Source organism: Dactylosporangium sp. NPDC050688, assembly GCF_040654515.1.
Taxonomy (GTDB): Bacteria; Actinomycetota; Actinomycetes; order Mycobacteriales; family Micromonosporaceae; genus Dactylosporangium.
Genome location: NZ_JBFAIC010000028.1, coordinates 25,911 through 46,588, shown reverse-complemented (window position 1 = coordinate 46,588; position 20,678 = coordinate 25,911). Strand labels below are relative to the sequence as shown.

Below are 20,678 nucleotides of genomic sequence, written 5' to 3'. Positions count from 1 at the left end.
TGGTCATGCGCACCCTGTTCGACACGCCCTCCACGTACACCCTCGAGCCGGCGGCCTCGGCGCGGGCGGTGCCACCGGTGCGGGCCGTGCTGTTCGACTTCGTCAACACGCTCTTCCACATGATCGACGCCGACCGGTGGCTGCGGCAGGTCGCCGCCGACACCGGCCGGGCCGGAGCGCTCGACGACCCGGCGCTGGCGGCGGCGGTCCTGGACGACCTCACCCTCGCCTACCAGCGCCCCGAGGTCCTCGCCGCGCAGGCCGGCCGGGACACGTCCGCCGACCGGCACCGCGCCGCGATGGTCGCCTGGTTCGCCGCCGTGCCGTTCCTGCGCGGGCACGAGCCGGCCGCGCACGCCAGGCTCCTGCACGCCGGCTCCTGGGAGCCGTACCCGGACACCGCCGCCGTGCTGCGCGGCCTGCGGGAGCGCGGCGTGCGGGTCGGCGTGGTCAGCGACATCGCCTGGGACATCCGCCCGCACGTCGCGCACCGCGGCCTCGGTGACCTGGTCGACGCCTACGCGCTGTCCTTCGAGGCCGGACGGGAGAAGCCCGACCCGGAGCTGTTCCGCAAGGCGTGCGCGGACCTCGGCGTCGACCCGCGGGAGACCCTCATGGTCGGCGACAACCCGGTCCGCGACGGCGGCGCCTCCGCCGCCGGGCTGCGCTGCTTCATCCTGCCGGCGGAGCACCGCACCGGCGAGCGTGGCCTGGCCCAGGTCCTCGACCTGGTGCCGGGGGCGCGGTGAGCGCGGTGCTGCCGGGCTTCGGGCGGGTCCTGGTCGTCACCGCGGTCGAGGTGGAACGCGCCGCGGTCCTGCGGGGTCTGGGCCTTGCGGGCGACGGTCCCGGCGTTGCCGGTGCGGTGCCGGTCGTGGTGGCCGGTGGGGTCGGTCCCGCCGATGCCGCCGCGGCCACCGCCCGGGCCCTGACCCGCGCGGAGTGCCAGGGCCGGCCGTTCGGCGCGGTGCTCAGCGCCGGGATCGGCGGCGGCTTCCCCGACCGGGCCGGCGTCGGCGACCTGGTCCTGGGGGACCTGAGCGTGGCGGCCGACCTCGGCGCGCAGGACGGCGACGAGTTCATCGACCTGGAGCGCCTCGGCTTCGGCCGCAGCCGCCACCCCGCCGACCCGCTGCTGCTGGACCGCCTGCGGGCGGCCCTGCCCACCGCGGTCGTCGGCCCGGTCGTCACCGTCAGCACCGCGACCGGGTCGGCGGCCCGCACCGGGGAGCTGCGCCGGCGCGTACCGGGCGCGACGGGGGAGGGCATGGAGGGCTTCGGCGTGGCGGCCGCCGCCTCGGCCGCGGGCACGCCGTTCGCCGAACTGCGCGCTGTCTCCAACGCCGTCGGCCCCCGCGACCGCGCGGCCTGGCGGATCCCGCAGGCCCTCGACACACTGCGCGCCGCGTTCGCCGCGCTGGCCGAACCGAGCTGACCTGGCGCCGTGTGGCGGGCCGGCCGCGCCGGGCACCCGGGCGCTGAGCCGGCCCGGTGGAACGCGGCGGCGTTCGAGGAGCGAGCTCCCCGGAGGACCAGGGCGTGGGGGTGGCCGACGAGCACCTGGGCGGGTTCGTCGCCGCGGGCCGGGCGCGGGCCGGCGTTCACCGGCGCGGTCACCGCGACGCCTGTGCGGGTGCCGTCGTGCGACGTGGCACGGGTCGAGCGAACTGGATGTTTCGGCCGGGTGTGACGGGGTAGCGGCGCGCATGACCTTGTTCAAGGGGCCGCCGCCGGCGCCGGTACCGGTGCCGGTGCACATGCGGCCCGGGCCGGTCCGGCGGCCACTGCCGGGTTCCGCGATCGGGCGGCTGCTGCGCACGACCGACGCGAAGCAGATCGGGATCATGTACCTGGTCACGTCGTTCGTGTTCTTCGCCGCCGGCGGGGTGATGGCGCTGCTGCTGCGGGCCGAGCTGGCCCGGCCGGGCATGCAGTTCCTGTCGACCGAGCAGTACAACCAGCTGTTCACCATCCACGGCACCGTCATGCTGCTGTTGTTCGCGACGCCGATCGTGTTCGCGTTCGCCAACTACATCGTGCCGCTGCAGATCGGCGCGCCGGACGTGGCATTCCCGCGGCTGAACGCGTTCGCCTACTGGCTCTACCTGTTCGGCGGCATTGTGGTGGTGGCCGGGTTCATCACGCCGAACGGCGCGGCCGACTTCGGCTGGACCGCCTACGCCCCGCTCAACAGCCTCACGGACTCGCCGGGCGTCGGCGCCCACCTGTGGATCGTCGGCCTCGTGCTGTCCGGCCTCGGTACGATCCTGGGCGCCGTCAACATGATCACCACGATCCTGACGCTGCGGGCGCCCGGCATGACGATGTTCCGGATGCCGATCTTCACCTGGAACATCCTCATCACTTCAGCCATGATCATCATGGTGTTCCCGATGCTCGCGGCGGTGCTGCTGGCGCTGCTCGCGGACCGGGTGCTCGGCGCGCACGTCTACGACCCGGCCACCGGTGGGCCGTTGCTGTGGCAGCACCTGTTCTGGTTCTTCGGCCACCCCGAGGTCTACATCGTCGCCCTGCCGTTCTTCGGCATCATCACCGAGGTCATCCCGGTCTTCAGCCGCAAGCCGGTCTTCGGCTACAAGGGCCTCGTCGGCGCGACCATCGCCATCGGTGCGCTGTCGATGACCGTCTGGGCACACCACATGTTCGCGACCGGTCAGGTGCTCCTGCCGTTCTTCTCGTTCCTGTCGTACCTCATCGCGATCCCCACCGGGATGAAGTTCTTCAACTGGATCGGCACCATGTGGCGCGGCCAGCTCACGTTCGAGACCCCGATGCTGTTCGCCATCGGCTTCCTGGTGACCTTCCTGCTGGGCGGCCTCTCCGGCGTGCTGCTGGCCGCGCCTCCGCTCGACTTCCATGTCACCGACTCGTACTTCGTGGTCGCGCACTTCCACTACGTGCTCTTCGGCACGATCGTCTTCGCGGTGTACTCCGGCGTGTACTTCTGGTTCCCGAAGATGACCGGCCGCATGCTCGACGAACGCCTGGGCCGGGTGCACTTCTGGCTGACCTTCGTCGGGTTCCACCTCACGTTTCTCGTCCAGCACTGGCTCGGCACCCGGGGCATGCCCCGCCGGTACGCCGACTACCTTCCCACCGACGGTTTCACCACCCTCAACACGGTCTCCACCATCGGCTCGTTCGTCCTGGGCGCTTCGACGATCCCGTTCGTGTACAACGTGTGGATCACGTACAAGGCGGGCCGCGCCGTCCACGTGTACGACCCGTGGGGTTACGGCAACTCGCTGGAGTGGGCCACGTCGTGCCCACCTCCACTGCGCAACTTCGACAGCATGCCCCGCGTCCGCTCGGAACGCCCGGCCTTCGACGCCAAGTTCCCGCAGCTCGCAGCCGGCGGCCAGTCCGTCGCCGGGCCGCCGGAGGGGGGCGCGAAGCCGGGCACCGCGGAATCCGACGGCGGCGCCAGCTATCAGAACCACATCATCGTCGAGGAGCGTCACGCCGTCGAGGGAGGCCACGCCGTCGAGGAAGGTCACGCCGACGACTGATCCCGGTGTGCGCCGCGGCGCTGTCGGGTGCGCCGCCCCGGGTGCGCTGCCGGACCGCGTGTATCACTTTTTGTATCACTCGCCGAACCGCTCACGGCGCGGCGGCGGTGTTAGCGTCGGCTGCGAACGAACGCCAGTACCTGCGTGAAGGGTAAGGCCGGTCTTGTCGCTGCGTGAACCGACGTTTCTCATCCTGACCGCGCTCGCGGCAGAGCCGCAGCACGGTTACAGCGTCCTGGAGGACGTGCGACGCATCTCGGAGGACCGGGTGCGCCTGCAGGCCGGGACCCTCTACGGCATCCTCGAGCGGCTGCGCGGCGACGGGTTCATCGAGGTCGACCGTGAGGAGGTCGTCGCGTCGCGGCTGCGGCGCTACTACCGGCTGACCACGCCGGGCCTGGACCTGCTCAGCGCGGAGACCGACCGCCTGCACCGCAACGCGGCCGCGGCCGACCGGCGGCTGCGGCAGGCCCGGCTCAAGGCCGAGGCGCCCCGGCCGGCCGTCACGACCCGCTGAAACGAAAGCCATACCGGACGAGAGACGGCCGCTGGACGAGAGCCACGCTGAACGAGAGAGCTGCCATGTTTGTCATGTCCGACCGGGTCCAGTTCGACTTCGCCGGAGAGGGGGCCGGGGTCGACGATCTGGCGTGGGGGCAGCAGGAGATCTGGCTGGCCATGACGCGCCAGCGCAGCTGGATCCCGATCGGCGGGCCGAGCCGGCTCACCCCGGGCACCACCCTCGCCGACGTCGTCGACGACCTGCAGTACACGCTCGGGCGGTACCAGACGATGCGCACCCGGCTGCGGTTCGGTGACGGCGGGCGGGTCCGGCAGGAGGTGTTCGCCGCCGGCGAGTTCACCATCGAGCTGTACGACGCGCCGGACGGCGCCGACCCGGGCGAGTTCGCCGACGCCCTGTACGACTGGTTCCGCACCTGGGACTACGACTACGTCGAGGACTGGCCGGTCCGGGTCGGCGTCGTGCGGCACCGCGGGGCGCTCACCCATCAGGTCACCGTCGCCACCCACCTGGTCACCGACGCGCTCGGCGGCGCGATCATGATGGACGAGGTCACCCGTCGCGAGCCGGCCCCCGTCGCCGGCGCGCAGCCGCTGGAGCAGGTGCGCCGGCAACGCTCCCCGTCAGGGCGCCGGCAGAACGAGGCGGCGCTGCGGTACTGGCGGCGGCTGCTGCGCACCGTGCCCGCCCGGACCGTGCCGGAGTCCACCGACCGGTGCGAGCCGCGCTACCGCGAGGGGCTGCTGCACTCCCCGGCGCTGCACCTCGCGCTGCGCGCGATCGTGGACCGGGAGCGGGTCGACCCGGCCACGGCGCTGCTCGCGGTGTTCGCGGTCGCCGTCGCCCGGGTCACCGGCGTCGACCCGGTGGTGATCCGGCCGATCGTCGGCAACCGCTTCTGGCCCGGCCTCGCCGACGTCGTCTGCCCTGTCAACCAGGCCGGCCTGTGCGTCGTCGAGGTCGCGGGTGCCCCGTTCCCGGAGGTCCTCGCCAGGGTGCGCCGGGCGGCGCTGGCGACGTACAAGTACGCCCACTTCGACCCGCTGCAGCTGGCCGAGGTCATCGCCGGCGTCGAGCGCGAACGCGGCGGGCCTGTCGACCTGTCGGTGCTGTTCAACGACCGCCGCACCGGCGACCGGTCCGACCTCGGGGCCGGGGACGCCACGCCGGCAGGGACCCTGGAGCGGATGAGCGCCGCGCTCGCGCAGACCCGGCTCGACTGGCCGGTGGCCCGCGACGACCCGCACGAGCCGCTGATGGTCAACGTCGAGGACGCGGTCGGCGCCGTCCAGGTGCGCATCGTCTTCGACACCCACCACGTGGCCCCGGCCACTGCCGAGGCGTTCGTGCGCGGGATTCAGGCGGTCGCGGTCGCCGCCGCCCTGCCCGAGCCGGCACCCGCCGAGGCGGAGCTGGTGCACCGGGCCGGCTGATGCCGGGGTGCGGTCGTGCCTTGCGCCGGCCCGCGCGGCCTGCGTCGCGGCCGCCGGAGGCGTCGGCGCACCGGCGGACCTGCGCGGCGCCGGCCGCAGCGACGCCCCGGCCGGGGGCTACGACAAGAAGACCATGGCGGCCGACATCCACGGCCTGCTGGCGCAGCTCGGACTGCACCGCGACATCCGGCTGGTCGACCACGACATCGGCACCATAATCGCCTACGCCTACGCCGCCGCTCACCCGGACGAGGTGACGAAGCTGGTTCTCAGCGAGGCGCCCATCCCGGACGAGGGCCTGTACGACTTCCCGGCCCTCACCAAGCGGGGGCCGGGCGTCTGGAACTTCGGCTTCTTCTCCCTGACCAACGGCCTGCCCGAGCAGCTCGTCGACGGCCGGGAAGAGGTGTGGGTGGACCGGTTCACCGACTCCATCGAGGTCCAGAAGGACGCCATCGGACCGGTGCAGGTGCGGGAGTTCGCCAGGTACCTGCGCGACGACGCCCACCTGCGGGCGAGCTTCGAATGGTTCCGGGCCTTTCCCACCGACATCGCCGACAACGCCTGGTATGCCAGGACCAAGCTGACCATGCCGGTCCTGGCACTCGGCGCCAGCAACAGCCTCGGCGAGTCCGTGCAGACCCAGGTCAGCGGCTACGCGAACAACGTCACCGGCGCCGTGATCGCGGAGTCCGGCCACTGGATCTACGAAGAGCACCCGGCCGAGCTCACCCAACGCCTGCTCACCCTTCCTGGCCTGAGCACCACCGGCCGACCCCGGCGAATGCCGACACACTGGCGCCGGGGTCGGCCGGCCCACGAGAGGATTTCCGCCATGGATCTGCAGCTGACCGGCAAGACGGCGGTCGTCACCGGCGCCAGCAAAGGCATCGGACTGGCCATCACGCGGGCCCTGGCCGGCGAGGGCGTCAACGTCGCGGCGGGCGCCCGCCACGTCACCGCCGACCTGGCCCGGCTCGGCGAGGACGGCCGCGTGCGTCTGGTGGAGGTGGACCTGGCCACGCCGGACGGGCCGGCCACGCTGGTGCGGGCGGCGGCGTCCGCGTTCGGTGGCCTGGACATCCTGGTGAACAACGTCGGCGCGGTCCGGCCGCGCACCGGCGGGTTCCTGTCCGTCACCGACGACGACTGGATCTCGGCCCTGACGATCAACTTCCTCGCCGCGGTCCGCACCACCCGCGCGGCCCTGCCGTTGCTGCTCGACCGGGGCGCCGGCACGATCGTGACCGTCGCCTCGGTGAACTCGCGGCTGCCCGACCCGCTGGTCATCGACTACAGCGCCGCCAAGGCGGCCCTGCTGAGCTTCTCCAAGGCGCTGTCCAAGGAGGTCGGCCCGCACGGCATCCGGGTCAACACGGTCAGCCCGGGCCCGGTCAGCACACCGTTGTGGCTCGGCGACGGCGGCGTCGCGGCGACCGTGGCCCGCGCCGCCGGCGTCGAACCGGACGCGGTGGCGAAACAGGCCGCCGCCGACTCGGTGACCGGCCGGTTCACCCGGCCCGAGGAGGTCGCCGACCTGGTCCTGCTGCTGGCCAGCGCCCGGGCCGGAAACGTGACCGGCGCCGACGTGGTCATCGACGGCGGTCTGATCACCAGCCTGTGATCACACCACCGTCACGACGGTGACCCGGCCGGGCCTAGCCGTGGGGTGCCACCGGCCGCGCCCTCGACCGCGAGGTCACCGAAGCGCTCCAGGAGTTGTCTGCGACGCTCCGCGCTGCCGGTGACGGAGTGCCCGCCCATGCCGCCCGCCAACGGACAGTCGCTCATGCCGGGTTACCGTACTCCCTTCCCGCGCAGCGCGGTGCCGGTGCCCGTTCGATGTGGATATGTGGCCGGCCGGGATCCGCACGAGGCGCGACGCCCATCCGGTCGCGTGGCAGGATGGCGCGCATGGTGACGGGCACACCGATGTTCTGGGTCGGTGGCACGCCGGGGTCCGGCAAGTCGACGATCGTCCGCCGGCTCGCCCGCGAGCTCGACCTAGCGCTGCACCCGGTGGACGCCTACACCTACGACCACCTGGAACGCCTCGGCCCTCTCGGGCCGGCGCTCGACGACGTGCTCGCCCTGGGGCCGCAGGCCGCGGCGGACGACTTCGAACGCACGTCCGCGCGCAGACTGCCCACGGTGATGGAGGACGTCCGGGCGGCACAGGTCCCTGAGGTGCCCACGGTCGTGGAGGGGCCGCAACTGCATCCCCGGGCGGTGGCGACGTGGGCGCCCATCGGCGCGATCTGGCTGGTCACCACGGCCGAGCGGACGCGTACGGCGAGGCGGCAACGGCTCGTGCCGGGAGACGACGCCGCCGGCCGCCGGCTGGACGCCCTGGTCGAGCGGGACCAGCTGATCGGCGTGCGGCTGCGGTCCGCGGCCCTGGCCGCCGGCAGTCCCGTCGTCGAGGTGCCGACCGACGTCGTCTGGGACGACGTGCTAGCGGCGGTGCGGGCGGCCGTCGGCGCGGCCACGGCGCCGTTCGCGCGCCTGCGGCCGGGGCGGGTGCTGGCGTCGCGGCGACGCCATGAGAACGACGTCGTCCACCGTCAGATCGTGGCGCACGAGCGGCACACCGGCCTGACCCTCCCGGCGTTCCCCTACGCGTGCGTGTGCGGGCGCAGCGGCTGCACCGACACGGTCCCGGCCACGTCGGCCGAGTACCGGGCGGGCGGCTAGCCACCCGCCGCGCCCACGTTCGCCGGGCCGCCAGGCTATGGCTGGCACTACCGCAGGACTCGGTCCAGTGTCATGGCCGGCACCCGGCGCTCCACCCTGCCCACCGGGACGTCCACCGTGCACACCACGCCACCACGGGGCCGCGTCCCCGCCGCCCTGGCCCCGGCGCTCGCCGCCTTCTTCGCCGGCGGCTGGCTGGCGGGGTGGTGCGGTGACGTGATGTAGTCGACCCTGAATGTACGGAGGCGCATGACGGTCGAGACGCAACAGCCGCAGCGGCGGTGGCCGTTCGTGGCCCGCGACGCGGAGCGGGCCGCGGTGCTGCGCGCCCTCGGCGGCGCCGAGGCCGGCGGCGCCCTCATCGTCGGCCCGGCCGGGATCGGCAAGAGCCGCCTCGCCGACGAGGCCCTAGCGGCCCGGTCCGGGCACCGGGTGCTGCGCGTGCACGCCTCCGAGGCCGGCCGGGACGTGCCGCTGGGCGCCTTCGCCCGGTGGCTGCCGGCCCGCACCAGGGCCGGCGACGACGCGGGCGGCGCCGTCGCCGCCGTCGTGCGCGCGCTCAGCGCCGGGCCCGCGACGGAGGGCCGGGCGGTCCTGCTCGTCGACGACGTCGACCTGCTCGACCCGCTCTCCGCGCTCGTCATCCACCAGATCGTCGCCGGTGGGCTGCTCGACGTCGTCGCGACGCTGCGCTCCGGCACGCCCGTGCCAGACTTCGTCACCGCGCTGCTGCGCACCGGGCGACTGACCCGGGTCGACCTGGAGCCGCTCGGCCCGCCGGCGATCGGCGCGCTGCTCGCCGCGGTCCTCGCCGGGCCGGTCTCCAGCATCAGCGTCGCGTTCATCCAGCGCGTCTCCGCCGGCAACCCGCTCTACGTGCGGGAGCTGCTCGGCGACGCGCTGGACACCGGCGCGCTGACCGTCGTGGACGGGCTGTGGCACCTGCGGCCGTCGCAGACCGCGTCGCAGCGGCTCACGGACCTGCTCGACGCCCGGCTGCGCAGCACCACCCCCGAGGAGCGCCGCGCCCTGGAGCTGCTGGCCCTCGCCGGTCAGGTCGGGCTGAGCCGGCTGCACGAGCTGTGCGACCCGGAGGCGGTCGAGTCGCTGGAGCGCCGCGGCCTGATCATGGTCCGCCGGGACGGTCGCCGCCTGCCGGCGGGGCTGGCCCACCCGCTGTACGGGGAGATCCTGCGCGCCACCCTGCCCGCCTCCGCCCGGCTGCGGCACAGCCGGACCCTCGCCGACCTGTACGAGCACGCCGGCGCCCGGCGCGCCGACGACCTGCTGCGCTGGGCGGTGTGGCGGCTCACCGGCGGCGGTGGCTTCGACCCGGCGTGGATGACCGAGGCGGCCCGCCGGGCGACGGTCCTGCGCGCCGGCGCCGGGCTGCGCGAACGGCTCGCCCGGCACGCCTGGGCCGCCACCGGCGACGTCGAGGCGGGCCTGCTGGTGTGCGCCGCGCAGTTCGACGACGGCCGGTTCGCCGACGGGTACCGCACCCTGGACCGGCTCGCCGGGACCGTCGACTCCGACGAGGGCCGCGCCGGGGTCGCCCTGGCCCGCGCCTTCTACCGCGGCTGGGGCGCCGGCCGCCTCGACGAGGCCCTCGACGTGCTGGAGGCCGCCGAAGCCGCCGTCACCGACCCCGTGTGGCGGGCCGAGCTGGCCACCCAGCGCAGCATGCTGCTGGCCGCGTCCGGCACCCCCGCCGAGGCGCTGCGGCTGCTGGAGCCGCTCGTGGACGGCCGCGACGGTGCCGAGCCGTCGCTGCGCGCCGCCGCGGCCGGCGGCATGGCCTGCATGATGGCGGGCCGGTTCCCGGCGGCGATGCGGCTGTCGCGCCGGGCGTACCGGCTGATCGCCGAGGCCGACCGCGAGCACCGCGACATCGGCGTCCTCACCGGCCTGGCCGGCCTGTGCGTGCGGGTCATCACCGACGCCGGGCACGCCGCGGAGGCCCGCGCGTTCGGCGGGGCGGCGCTGCGGGCCGCCGCCGACACCGGCGACGCGCACGGCCTGGCCTGGATCACCGCCGGGCTCGCCTCGCTGGAGCTGCCCGCCGGGAACCTCGAACGGGCCCGCCGGCACGCGGTCGAGGCCGCCGCGTACTTCCGGCGGGTCAACTCGCCGATCGGGCTCGGCTGGGTCCTCGCCATCGGGCTGCTCGTCGCCGTGCACCAGGGCGACACCGCCCGTGCCGGCGTGCTGCGCGCCGAGCTGGCCTCGACCCGCCCCGAGCTGCGCCAGATCCGCATGTACCACTATGAGATCGACCGTGCCGTCGCCTGGCACACCGCGTACACCGGCGACCCCGACAACGCCTGCGTGACCCTGGCCGGGCAGGCCCGCCACTGGGCGGAGCGCGGCGCGGTCATGCCCGCCGTCGTGCTCGCCGGCGACCTGGCCCGGCTGGGCCGCGCGGACCTCGCCGCCGCCGTCCTGGCAGAGGTCACGCTGGAGGTCACGCTGCCGGACGGGTGGCCGCTCGGCGCGGCGATCGCGGCGTTCGTCGCCGGCGCGGCGCAGGGCGACCCGGTGGCGCTGGAGTCGGCCGCGGACGCCTTCGGCCGGCTGGGGTTCACCGTGTACGCCGTGGACGCGCTGTCCGCAGCCGCCGTGGCCACGGCTGGCACGTCCCGCGAACCGGCCCGGGTCGTTGCGGCCGCCGCCGCGCTCGCCGCGCAGTGCCCGGGGCTGCGCACCCCGCTGCTGTCCCGGGCCGGCACCGGCGACCGGCTCACCCGCCGGGAGCGGGAGGTCGCGCTGCTCGCCGCGCAGGGGCTGAGCAACCGGGACATCGCCGAGCGGCTCACCGTTTCCGGCCGTACGGTGGAGAACCACCTCGCCCGCGTGTACCTCAAGCTCGGCGTGCACGGCCGCGAAGGGCTCGAAGCCGGGCTGAGTAGCCCGCCCGCGGAAAACTGAGCACCCGCCACTCATGACGGCGGCGGGACGACCGGGCACCTTGGAAGCGTTTCCAGCGTGTTACCGGGCGCATCACGCCCGGTAACACCGTCGTGGTTTGCGTCTCTTGGGTGATGGGAGGTGGTCGGTGGCCGCCGTCGCCACGTTCGGGCAGGTCATCAAGCACCGGCGGCGCGCGCTCGACATGACGCAGCGAGACCTGGCCAACCAGGTCGGCTACTCGGTGGTCACGATCCGCAAGGTCGAGACCGACGAGCGCCGCCCGTCCCGCGAGCTCGCCGAACGCCTTGCCCACTGCCTGCGCATCGACCCGGAGCAGCAGGGCGCCTTCGTCGGGCTGGGCCGCCTCGAACCGGTGCCCGCGACCCGGTCGAACCTGCCCGCGCCGCTGACCCGCCTGATCGGCCGGCAGACCGAGGTCGACCTCGTGCGCGACACCGTCATGCACCGCGGCGTCCGCATCGTCACGCTCGTCGGCCCGCCCGGCATCGGCAAGAGCCGGCTCAGCGTCGAGGTCGCCGGCGAGCTGCGCACCGTGTTCCCGGACGGGGTCTGCTTCGTCGCGTTCGCCCCCGTCGGCGACGAGGCCCTGGTCGTGCCGACCCTGGCCACCGCCCTCGGCGTGCGCGAGGTCGCCGGCACACCGCTGGCGGACGTGCTGGTCGAGCACCTGCGCGACCGCCGGCTCCTGCTGCTGCTGGACGACTGCGAGCACCTGCTCGGCGCGGCCAGGCTGTTCGCGGAGCTGCTCACCGCCTGCCCGGAGCTGCGCATCCTCGCCACCAGCCGGGCGCCGCTGCACATCCGCGGGGAGCGGCTCGTGCCGGTGCCGCCGCTCGCCCTGCCCAGCGCCCGGCACGACCCGACGGCCGCCGCCGTCGCCCGCTGCGCCGCCGTCGAGCTGTTCGTCGAACGCGCCGCCGCCGTCGACCCCGCGTTCCGGCTCACCGACGCCAACGCCGGCGACGTCGCCGCGATCTGCGCCGGCGTCGACGGGCTGCCGCTGGCGATCGAGCTTGTCGCCGCCCGGGTCGCGCTGCTGTCCACCGCCGCGATCCTGGCCCGGCTCAACCACCGCCTCACGCTGCTCACCGACGGGCCGCGGGACCTGCCGGAGCGGCAGCAGACGCTGCGACGCACCATCGACTGGAGCTACGACCTGCTCGAACCCGGCGAGCAGCTGCTCTTCGCCCGCCTCGCGGTGTTCACCGGCGGGTTCTGCCTCAGCGCCGCGGAGGCCGTGATGGACCTCGACGCCGCCACGGTCCTCGACGGTGTCACCGGGCTCGTCGACAAGAACCTGCTGCGGCAGGAGGTCCGCGCCGACGGCGAACGGTACGCCGACTTCTTCGAGATGATCCGCGAGTACGCGCTGGAACGCCTCGTCGCCTCCGGCGAGCAGGACCGGGTCCGGGACCGGCACGCCCGCTACTACCTGGCCCTCGCCGAGCAGGAGACCGACCTGGACCGGCTCGGCGTCGAGCACAACAACCTGCGCGGCGCCCTGGAGTGGCACATCCAGCGCGACGACGCCGACGCCGGGCTGCGGCTGGTCGCCGCGCTGTGGAAGTTCTGGCACATCCGCTCCCACCACACCGAGGCCAGCCGGTGGGTCACGCTGGTCATGCACCTGTCCGGCGAGCACGACCCGGCGGTGCGCGCCCACGTGCTGTGCGGCGCCGGCTGGATCGCCGTGGACCGCAGCGACCACGTGCGCGCCAAGGCCTACTTCGACGAGAGCCTGGCCCTGTTCCGCGAGCTGGGCGACCCGCGCGGCGTCGCCGAGGCGCTGCACGGCGTGGGCACCATGCTGCAGGCGTCCGGCGGCAGCGCCGAGGCCCTCGCGCTGTTCGAGGAGAGCCTGGTGCTGTACCGCGGCCTCGACGACACCGAGGGCATCGCGTGGACCCTGGACCACCTCGGTCAGAGCCGCCTCGGCCTGCCCGACCCGGTCGGCGCCGAGGCGCTGTTCGAGGCGAGCCGCGCGCTGTTCCAGCGGCTCGGCCACGCCTGGGGCCGCGCCATCACACTGGACCACCTCGGCCTGGCCGATCTCGCCCAGGGCAACCATGCCCGGGCCGCGGAACGCTTCGGTGAGGCGCTCGGCCTGTTCGACGAACTGGCCAACAACTGGGGGATCGCGACCTCGTTCGAGCATCTCGGCCACGCCGCCCTCGCCGCCGGCGACGCCGCCCGGTCCCGGGACTGCTTCCGGCGCAGCCTGCAGCTGACCCAGGCCGAGGCGGACCGGGCCGGCATCGTACGGTCCCTCGCCGGCCTGGCCAGCCTCGCCGTCGTGCAGCGGCAGTCGCAGCGGGCCGCGCAGCTGTTCGGTGCGCTCGCCCTGCTCGCGGAGAGCAGCGGCGCGCTGATGAACCCGGTCGAGCAGGCCATCCACGACCGGGACCTCGCCGTCGTGCACCGCGACCTCGACCACGAGGCGATGGCCCGGGCGTGGGCGCGGGGCGCCCGGATGACCCTCGCCGAGGCGGTCGCCTACGCCACCGACGGGACATGAAGGGGCGGGTGCCGGCCTCCCATACGCCGGCACCCGCCAGTCTTCAGCGGCCTTCCACCGCGGTCCTACGGACCGGTGCAGAACCCGACGCTGCTCGTCGTCTGCCCGGGCTGCAGGATCTTGTTCCACGGGTTGGCCGGGTCGGCGTGCACGTTGACCGCCGTCGCGCCCTGCTGGGTCAGCACCATGTTCCAGGTCTGGCTGATGTGCTGCCCGGCCGGGATCGCGAAGGACGTGAACCATTCCTTCGCGGTGCCGGTGTTGTTCGTGACGTACACGTCGGCGCAGTAGCCGCCCTGGCTGATCGGCCGGATCCCCGGCGGCCGCACGACCACGGTCGTCGGCAGCGTCGGCGTCTCACCGCAGAACAGCACCAGGTCGAGGTTCGTCACCGGCGGCAGGTTCACCGCCACCTCCTTGGCCACGGAGTCCACGTACGTCTGCGAGCTGCCCGGCTGGGTGCAGCCGGCCTTCGACACGCGGACCTTGTACCAGCCGGGCGAGACGTCCCAGCGGTAGAAGCCGTACCCGTTGGTGATCGACGGGTTCGCCCGGTTGCGCGGCGACATGATGGTCGTGCTGCCGTTCGGCACCACCGTGTACGTGCCGTTCTGCGTCGCCGAGCGGTACAGCGTCACCGTCGCCCCGCTCACCGGCGCCCCGGCCGTGTTGAACACCCGGCCGCTCGGGTCGATGAACAGGTTGCCGGTGCTGGTGAACGTCTGCCCGTTGCACGTGATCGCGATGATCACCTGCGCCTCGTCGTGCAGGACGTAGCCGGCGTTCGGATTTCGCAGCGGCCCGACGCCGGTCGCGGTGTACGTGCCCGCCCCGGTGTCGGTGAGCGTGCCGCTGAGTGTGAAGCCCTCCGTCGGCGGGGTGGTCGCGTAGTTGCGCCCGACGATCTTCCACGTGGCGCTGGTCGACGGGGTGCACCCGGTGGCGTTGATGTTGAACACGTCGTCCCAGTGCACCAGCGGCGTGCCGTCCGGGGTCGCCCGGCCGCCGGTGTTGATGCCGCCGCTGACCGCGACCGGGTTGACGCTGAACTTCGTCGTCGCGATCGTCGAGGTCTGCGGCAGGTTCCAGATCTCGAAGCCGGCCTGCACCGACGTCAGCCACCAGCGCATCTCCAGGCAGACGGTCTGCTCCGGGGTGATCGGCGAGTTCGGGTCGGTGGCGCAGTAGATGCCCATGTCGTCGAGGCTGGCGGCGTACTTGGTGAAGATGTGGCTGTCGAAGCCGCCGTTGGCCGCCATCGACTGCGGCACGGCCGGGTCACCGACGAGCCCGGTGCCCTTGGTGCGGGCGACGAACGAGATGACGTTCCACCGCACGCCGTTGTCGAAGCTGCGGACCCGGCCACCCCACACGTCGAACGTGGTCGCCGTCGACACGCCGTTGACCATGGTGCGGATGCCTGGGATCGCGACGTTCACCAGCAGCGGGATGCCGGCCGGCTGGATCTTGCCGGCGTGCGCGGCGTAGCTGGTGGGGTTCTGCGCGTCCGCGGCGTTGGCGTTGTTGTACCCCTGGTTGTTGACCCAGATCATGATCTCGGCGCCGTCGTTCTGGCCCGGGTTGTTCAGCAGCGTCGGGTTCGTCGGCAGGGTGCTGCCCTGGGTGGTGCAGTTGGACGGCTGCGGCCGGCAGTTCGAGTCGAGCCAGATGTCGTAGGACGCGTCCCACGCCTCGTTCGTGCCGGTCGTGGCCGGGGTGCTGATGTTCCACACCGAGTCCATCCGGGCGACCCCGGCGGCCTGCTTCGGGAACGGCGCCCCCTGCGGCGTGGTGGTCGTCGGCGCGCACGCGCCCCAGTGGCAGCCGGCGATGATGCTCGGGTACGCGGCCGGCGCGTGGATCTGGTGGCTGAACTCGTTCGCCGTGCCGGTGGTGTGGTTCACGCCGTCGGCCGGCGGCTGCTGCAGCACGAACGGCGCCGTGCCGCCCGTGGTCGCGTACTGGTCCCGGGCGCCGGTGTTCGGGTTGATCCACGGGTCGCCGGCGCCGGCCCAGTCGCAGGTCGGGTCGAAGCTGTCCGCGCCGTCGGTGCACGCCGGGCCGGTGTTGGCGTCGGTGCCGAAGTAGGAGTTGGCGGTGTAGTTCGTCACCGAGAACCCGGACTGCGCCGTGTCGTAGTTCATGGTGAACCCGCCGCTCACCGCCGGGTTCCACAGGTTCGTCGCGACCCGGTACGTGCCTTCGGGGGAGGTGACGGTGGCGCCGGTGTACCGCGTGCCGCCGCCGTTGTACGTCGCCGTCGGGGCGAACGACGCCGGTGCGGCGTGTGCGGTGGCGGGCGGCAGGACGGCGGCCACCAGGGCGAGCAGCCCGGTGCCCGCCAGCAGTGCTCGCCGTCGGAGTCTTGCCACGTGCATTCGATGCCTCCTGATTTAGGGGTGCATCGATTAGGTCACCGGGACGACCTGCACAGATAGGTGACCTCGTGGTACCAACGGCGGTACAAGCGGCGATACAGGCACTGACCGGTCCGCGACCGCCACGGCCGCGGACCGCTCGCCTCGCTACTCCTCGATCTCTGCCTGGTCGTGCCGCGGCGCCGCGGTCAGCTCGCCCGGCACCGCCTCGGCCTCCTCGAACTCGGCCTCGACCTGCGGCTGGCTCACCCACAGCGCGCGCATCTGCTGCTGCATGAACGCGGTCAGGCGGGACCGGTACTCGTGGTCGAAACGCTCCAGCGACTCGATCTGCTGCTGCAGCGCCTGCCGCTTGGCGGTCAGGCCACCCACGACGTCCTCGTAGATCTGCTCGGCGCGCTGCTTGATCTCGTGCGCGTTGGCCCGGGCCTGCTGCACGATCTTCTCCGAGCGGTCCTGCGCCTCGGCCAGCACCTCGCTCGCGGAGCGCTCCGTCTCGCCGGCGAACGCCTCCGCCGCCTGGGCGATGCGGTCCGCCTCGGCCCGCGCCTCGGCGATGATCTTCTCGGCCTCGTCGTGCAGCGCGTCGGCGTGCGCCTGCGCCTTCGACACGATCTGCTGCGCCTCGGTGTGCGCCCCGGCCCGGATCTGCTCCGCCTCGCGCCGCGCCCCGTCGAGGTGCTCCTCGGCGGTGCGCTGCGCCATGGTCAGCACCTGCAGCGCCTGGTGCTGTGCGTTCACGGCCTGGTGCTGCGCGTTGACGTCGTGCCGGGGGCCTTGCTCCGTGGGCGGGCCGAGCGTCGCCTGACCGTTGGCGAGGCGCTCGTCATACGGTCGCATCCCGTGTTGTGTCATGGTCTCTGCCCTCCTCGGCGGCGGCTCCGCAGACCGGACTGGGGTCGTCTCGCAGCCGCCACGACCGGAGCTCCCGCGACACAGCCGGCACGCAGAATGCTTCGCGGACAGTACCCGAGAAGCCGATGGAAGTCAGCATCGCGGCCCGCCATCCGTCCAGCAGCACCAGGTGATCACCGACGGTCACGGCGCTTTGCCGCCGCATCGGCCAGTTTGGGTTCGTTCGCCGGGTAAAACTACGCTTGTAGTGAGGTTCACTATCATCGTAGTATCGGGTATGGCCGGCCGCCGGGAAGCCCTGCTGGACGCCGCGATCACCGTGCTCGGCGAAGGCGGCATCCACGCCCTCACGCACCGCGCCGTGGACGCCGCCGCGCAACTGCCGGCCGGCTCCACGTCCAACCACTTCCGCACCCGCGACGCGTTGCTCAACGCCGTCGTCGAGCGGTTCGCCGCGCGGGAGCGCGCCATCTGGGAGCAGCTGGCGCTGCGGCGGTACCCGACGACACCGGCCGAGCTCGCCGAGACGCTCACGGCGGCCGCGCACGAGGCCACCGGCCCGCACCGGACGCTGACCCTGGCCCGCTACGCCATCCTCGTGGAATCCGGCATTCACCCGTCGCTGCGCGCGCAGCTGCTCACCACCGGCTCGGGCGTCAACGCCTGGTTCATGAACTGGCTGCGGGTCGCCGGCTCCACCGACCCCGACCGCGACGCACCACTGATCATGAACCACTGGACCGGCCTCGTCCTGCACGAGCTGGCCATCCCCGACCCGGCGTTCGACCCCTCCGCCCAGATCCTCGCGCTCGTCACGACCGTCATCAGCCCGACGTCCCCGGAGGTGCCACGATGAACCGTTTGGAGCTCGACCACGTGTGGGCGGCCGTCGACGCCCAGCGCACCGCGCTGTGCGACCTGCTGGACGACCTCACCGACGACGAGTGGCGCCACCCGTCGCTGTGCGAGGGTTGGACCGTCCGCGACGTCGCCGCCCACCTGACCATGCAGCAGCTCGGCCCGCTCGCCGCGCTCGGCGTGGTCCTGCACTGGCGCGGCAGCATGGACCGCACCGTCGCGCACGTCTCCCGCCGCCGCGCCGCCCAGCCCACCGACCGGCTGGTCGCCCAGATCTGCGGCATGGTCGGCTCCCGCCGGCACACCGTCGGCGTCACCCCGCTGGAGGCCCTCGCCGACGCCCTCATCCACAGCCAGGACATCGCCGTCCCGCTCGGGCGCCGCCTGGACCTGCCCACGGCCGCCGCGGCGACCGCCGCGACCCGCCTGCTGACGATGCGCATGCCACCCCCGCTGCCGTCGGTGCGCAAGGTCGCCGGTCTGCGCCTCACCGCCACCGACACGTCGTGGTCCACCGGCACCGGCCCAGAGGTCCGCGGCCCGATGGGCGCGCTGCTCATGGTGATCGCCGGCCGCCGCGCGACCCTGCCCGAGCTGACCGGCCCCGGCGCGGCCGCCCTGGCCGCCCGCCTCCAGCGCCCCGCCCCCGTCTGACCCGGGCCGGCCGGTGCAGGGGCGATGGTCGATGGCATCATCGGCCGATGCGGGTGCTCTTCGACGGCAAGGTTCCGGTCGACTACGGTCAGGTCTACCTGACCAGTCGTGACGTGCCGGGCATGAGCGGGGCGTTCGCCGGGCAGGTGAACGGGTTGTGCGGGGCCGGCGAGCCGGGCGCGCTGTTCCTCATCGCGGGGACCCACTACGGCCAGGTCGAGTTCCGGATCGAGCTGCACGACGCCGAGCCGCCGGAGGCCGGGCCGCAGTGGCAGGACGTGGTGGAGGTGTCGTTCGTGCCGCGGGCCGCCGTGGTCGACCTGGTCCCGTGGGGTGACGGGCCGCTGGCCGCACTGCGGCTGGTCGCCGAGGAAGAAGACACCGGGCCGCTGCCCGCGACCGGCACGGCGGTCAGGCCGGCGCCAGCTCGTAGCCCGTCACCAGGTCGCAGTCGATGCCGATCACGCAGTTCATCGGTTCGTCGACCCAGGGGTGCAGCAGTTGCTCGTACCGTGCCTGCCGGTCGGCGTCGAGGATGAGCCTGGCGGTGCCGGTGACGACCACCGTCCAGCCGGTGTGGTTGTCCAGGTCGAAGGTGTCCGCCTCGTACGCGACGACGACGGCGCCCGTCTGGGTGGCGGTGGATGCGAGCGCGCCGCCGAGGTTGCTGCGGATGACGACGGTGTTGCCGTCGACGAGGTGGTTCACCGGCCGGATCGCCGGCAGGGCGCGCATGCTGAACACCACCCGGCCGACCGGCACCGAGGCCAGCAGCTGCAGGCAGCGGTCGCGGCCCAGGGCTCGCATCGACGTCATCGGTCCACTCTCTTCCGCCGGCCCACCGGCCGGCCGCGTCGTCATGCTGGTCACGCCGGCCCGCCGGCCGGCAGCCGCGGTGCCGGTTCGCCGGCCGGCAGCCGCGTTGTCGGCCCGCCGGCCGGCTGCCGCGTTGTCGCCGGTCATGCCGGGCACAGCAGGGTGATGCCGCCGTCGTAGCGGCGGTACACGACCGCCCCTCGGGCGGTGCCGGGGTCAGTGAAGAACAGGAACGGCAGCCAGCCCTCGGCGAGCCGCGCCGCGGCCGTCTCGGGGGTGAGCTCCGGGGTACGGCGGGAGTTGACCGTCGGCACCGGGGTGCCCGACGCCGGGGCGGGGCGCATGCTGCGCTGCCGGGCGACGCGCAGCCCGGTCGGCCCGGCGCGGTAGACGACCGCGTCCTCGCCGGTGTCGGCGTCGGTGAACAGGCACACGTCGTAGTCCATCGCCGCCAGCGTCGACGCGGCCTGGCAGGTACGGCGGGGGCGCAGCACGACCGCCTTGCGGCGGGTGATCCGGTCCCGTCCGGGGATGGCCAGGGGGTGCCGCTGCGGGTCGGGCCACGGCCACGGTTCCCAGGCCGTCCGCAACCGCTGGACCTGGTGGTCCAGCCGGACGGCGGCGGCCGCGACGGCCGCGGCCGGGGTCGCCCCGGCGACCTGGATGCGGGCGGGCGCGCCGGCGACACGCAGGTTCACCTGCACGACCATCGGCCCGCCGGAGCGGTGGCCGGCGGTCAGGCGTACCCGGGCGCCGGCGACGCAGCCGTGGCGGGCGAGCACGTCCGCGACCACCGCCCGCGCGCCGTCGCGGTCGTCCTGGCCGATCGGGCCGTGGCTGCGCAGCTCCACCTCGCCGGTGGGCATCAGGTCGAGGTCCTGCATCGGGGGTACACCTCCTGCATCGGTGATCCGGCCAGTGTCGGCGGCGGGGGGCACGGCCCGGCAGTGCCGAAGGTCCCTACCCGGGCGGGACCATTGCCCGGGCAGGGACCCGCGGCCGTCAGCGGTGGCCGGTCTTCTCCCGCTCCAGCTGGCTCTGCAGGCGGTCCTGGAGCAGGTCGACGGCCTCGTAGGCGGTGTCGGCGGACACCTCGGCGTGCAGGACCCGGCCGTTGACGTCGATCTCGGCGCGGGCGGTCACCGGGCGGGTCGCGGCGGGGTTGCCGGTCTGGTCCAGGCGCACCCTGGCGTACAGGACCGGCCGGCCGATGTGCCCGAGCACCGTGGTGATCTTTTCCCGGGCGTACCGTTGCAGCTGCGGCTCCATGTCCTCCTGCAGCTGGACCTGGATGGAGACCTCGTCGTGCGTGCGGGACATGATCTCGTCCTTCCCTCGTTGACCGGGCGGTGCGCCGACCGCCTGCGCCTATTCGATCTCCCCGGCCGGGCCCGCTCCAGGGCCCTTATGTCCGGCACGGCGGGACCAAGGTCCCGGATGTGGGCGCCGTGATCGGGCCCGCGCAGACCGTCACCCTCGCACAGCGTCCCC

At 73.7% G+C, this 20,678-nt stretch carries 18 protein-coding genes; 12 read left to right on the top strand and 6 right to left on the bottom strand.

Going from position 1 to position 20,678, the window contains the following annotated elements; genetic code table 11:
• Positions 1–5 precede the first annotated feature (5 nt).
• From AB0H83_RS25605 to AB0H83_RS25580, 6 genes are all read left to right on the top strand, one after another.
• On the top strand, positions 6–749 hold the full coding sequence (locus tag AB0H83_RS25605) for an HAD family hydrolase (RefSeq protein WP_360098609.1): 744 nt from the start codon (positions 6–8) through the stop codon (positions 747–749).
• Entirely contained in the window at positions 746–1,435 is a 690-nt protein-coding gene (locus AB0H83_RS25600; protein ID WP_360098607.1) for a futalosine hydrolase, read from the top strand. Before AB0H83_RS25605 ends, AB0H83_RS25600 begins: the two co-directional genes overlap by 4 nt.
• A 271-nt stretch (positions 1,436–1,706) precedes the next feature.
• Complete coding sequence (gene ctaD / locus AB0H83_RS25595; RefSeq protein ID WP_360098605.1) at positions 1,707–3,530, top strand: cytochrome c oxidase subunit I; 1,824 nt, start codon at positions 1,707–1,709, stop codon at positions 3,528–3,530.
• Positions 3,531–3,693: 163 nt separating this feature from the next.
• On the top strand, positions 3,694–4,047 hold the full coding sequence (locus AB0H83_RS25590) for a helix-turn-helix transcriptional regulator (RefSeq protein ID WP_360098603.1): 354 nt from the start codon (positions 3,694–3,696) through the stop codon (positions 4,045–4,047).
• 74 nt (positions 4,048–4,121) lie between these two features.
• Positions 4,122–5,486 carry a condensation domain-containing protein gene (locus AB0H83_RS25585; RefSeq protein ID WP_360098601.1) on the top strand — a complete coding sequence of 455 codons (1,365 nt, stop codon included), beginning with the start codon at positions 4,122–4,124 and terminating at the stop codon, positions 5,484–5,486.
• 7 nt (positions 5,487–5,493) lie between these two features.
• The gene (locus AB0H83_RS25580; protein ID WP_360098599.1) at positions 5,494–7,110 is read left to right on the top strand and encodes an oxidoreductase; all 1,617 of its coding nucleotides are present in this window, start codon (positions 5,494–5,496) and stop codon (positions 7,108–7,110) included.
• 11 nt (positions 7,111–7,121) lie between these two features.
• Here the strand turns inward: AB0H83_RS25580 and AB0H83_RS25575 are convergent, their stop codons facing one another.
• The gene (locus tag AB0H83_RS25575) at positions 7,122–7,277 is read right to left on the bottom strand and encodes a hypothetical protein (protein ID WP_360098597.1); all 156 of its coding nucleotides are present in this window, start codon (positions 7,275–7,277) and stop codon (positions 7,122–7,124) included.
• Positions 7,278–7,400: 123 nt separating this feature from the next.
• Here AB0H83_RS25575 and AB0H83_RS25570 point away from each other — a divergent pair, with 123 nt between their 5' ends.
• From AB0H83_RS25570 to AB0H83_RS25555, 4 genes are all read left to right on the top strand, one after another.
• The gene (locus tag AB0H83_RS25570) at positions 7,401–8,180 is read left to right on the top strand and encodes a hypothetical protein (protein WP_360098595.1); all 780 of its coding nucleotides are present in this window, start codon (positions 7,401–7,403) and stop codon (positions 8,178–8,180) included.
• 72 nt (positions 8,181–8,252) lie between these two features.
• Positions 8,253–8,405 carry a hypothetical protein gene (locus AB0H83_RS25565; RefSeq protein WP_360098593.1) on the top strand — a complete coding sequence of 51 codons (153 nt, stop codon included), beginning with the start codon at positions 8,253–8,255 and terminating at the stop codon, positions 8,403–8,405.
• A gap of 24 nt (positions 8,406–8,429) precedes the next feature.
• A complete protein-coding gene (locus tag AB0H83_RS25560) occupies positions 8,430–11,108 on the top strand; it encodes a LuxR C-terminal-related transcriptional regulator (protein WP_360098591.1) in 2,679 nt (892 codons plus the stop codon).
• Between the two features lie 127 nt (positions 11,109–11,235).
• Positions 11,236–13,626, top strand: coding sequence for a tetratricopeptide repeat protein (locus tag AB0H83_RS25555; protein WP_360098589.1), 2,391 nt, complete (start codon positions 11,236–11,238; stop codon positions 13,624–13,626).
• A gap of 65 nt (positions 13,627–13,691) precedes the next feature.
• Here AB0H83_RS25555 and AB0H83_RS25550 read toward each other — a convergent pair whose 3' ends face one another.
• Both AB0H83_RS25550 and AB0H83_RS25545 read right to left on the bottom strand, forming a co-directional pair.
• The gene (locus AB0H83_RS25550) at positions 13,692–15,998 is read right to left on the bottom strand and encodes a cellulose binding domain-containing protein (RefSeq protein ID WP_360098587.1); all 2,307 of its coding nucleotides are present in this window, start codon (positions 15,996–15,998) and stop codon (positions 13,692–13,694) included.
• A 153-nt stretch (positions 15,999–16,151) separates the two neighbouring features.
• Complete coding sequence (locus tag AB0H83_RS25545) at positions 16,152–16,844, bottom strand: hypothetical protein (RefSeq protein ID WP_360098585.1); 693 nt, start codon at positions 16,842–16,844, stop codon at positions 16,152–16,154.
• A gap of 292 nt (positions 16,845–17,136) precedes the next feature.
• Here AB0H83_RS25545 and AB0H83_RS25540 point away from each other — a divergent pair, with 292 nt between their 5' ends.
• A complete protein-coding gene (locus AB0H83_RS25540; RefSeq protein ID WP_360098583.1) occupies positions 17,137–17,715 on the top strand; it encodes a TetR family transcriptional regulator in 579 nt (192 codons plus the stop codon).
• Positions 17,712–18,371, top strand: coding sequence for a maleylpyruvate isomerase family mycothiol-dependent enzyme (locus AB0H83_RS25535; protein ID WP_360098581.1), 660 nt, complete (start codon positions 17,712–17,714; stop codon positions 18,369–18,371). The genes AB0H83_RS25540 and AB0H83_RS25535 overlap by 4 nt, the downstream gene beginning before the upstream one ends.
• A 411-nt stretch (positions 18,372–18,782) precedes the next feature.
• Here the strand turns inward: AB0H83_RS25535 and AB0H83_RS25530 are convergent, their stop codons facing one another.
• From AB0H83_RS25530 to AB0H83_RS25520, 3 genes are all read right to left on the bottom strand, one after another.
• The gene (locus AB0H83_RS25530; protein ID WP_360098579.1) at positions 18,783–19,187 is read right to left on the bottom strand and encodes a pyridoxamine 5'-phosphate oxidase family protein; all 405 of its coding nucleotides are present in this window, start codon (positions 19,185–19,187) and stop codon (positions 18,783–18,785) included.
• 143 nt (positions 19,188–19,330) lie between these two features.
• Positions 19,331–20,071 (bottom strand): sigma 54 modulation/S30EA ribosomal C-terminal domain-containing protein, encoded by a 741-nt coding sequence (locus AB0H83_RS25525; protein WP_360098577.1) that lies wholly within the window; start codon positions 20,069–20,071, stop codon positions 19,331–19,333.
• 118 nt (positions 20,072–20,189) lie between these two features.
• A complete protein-coding gene (locus AB0H83_RS25520) occupies positions 20,190–20,507 on the bottom strand; it encodes an HPF/RaiA family ribosome-associated protein (RefSeq protein ID WP_360098575.1) in 318 nt (105 codons plus the stop codon).
• Between the last annotated feature and the right edge of the window lie 171 nt (positions 20,508–20,678).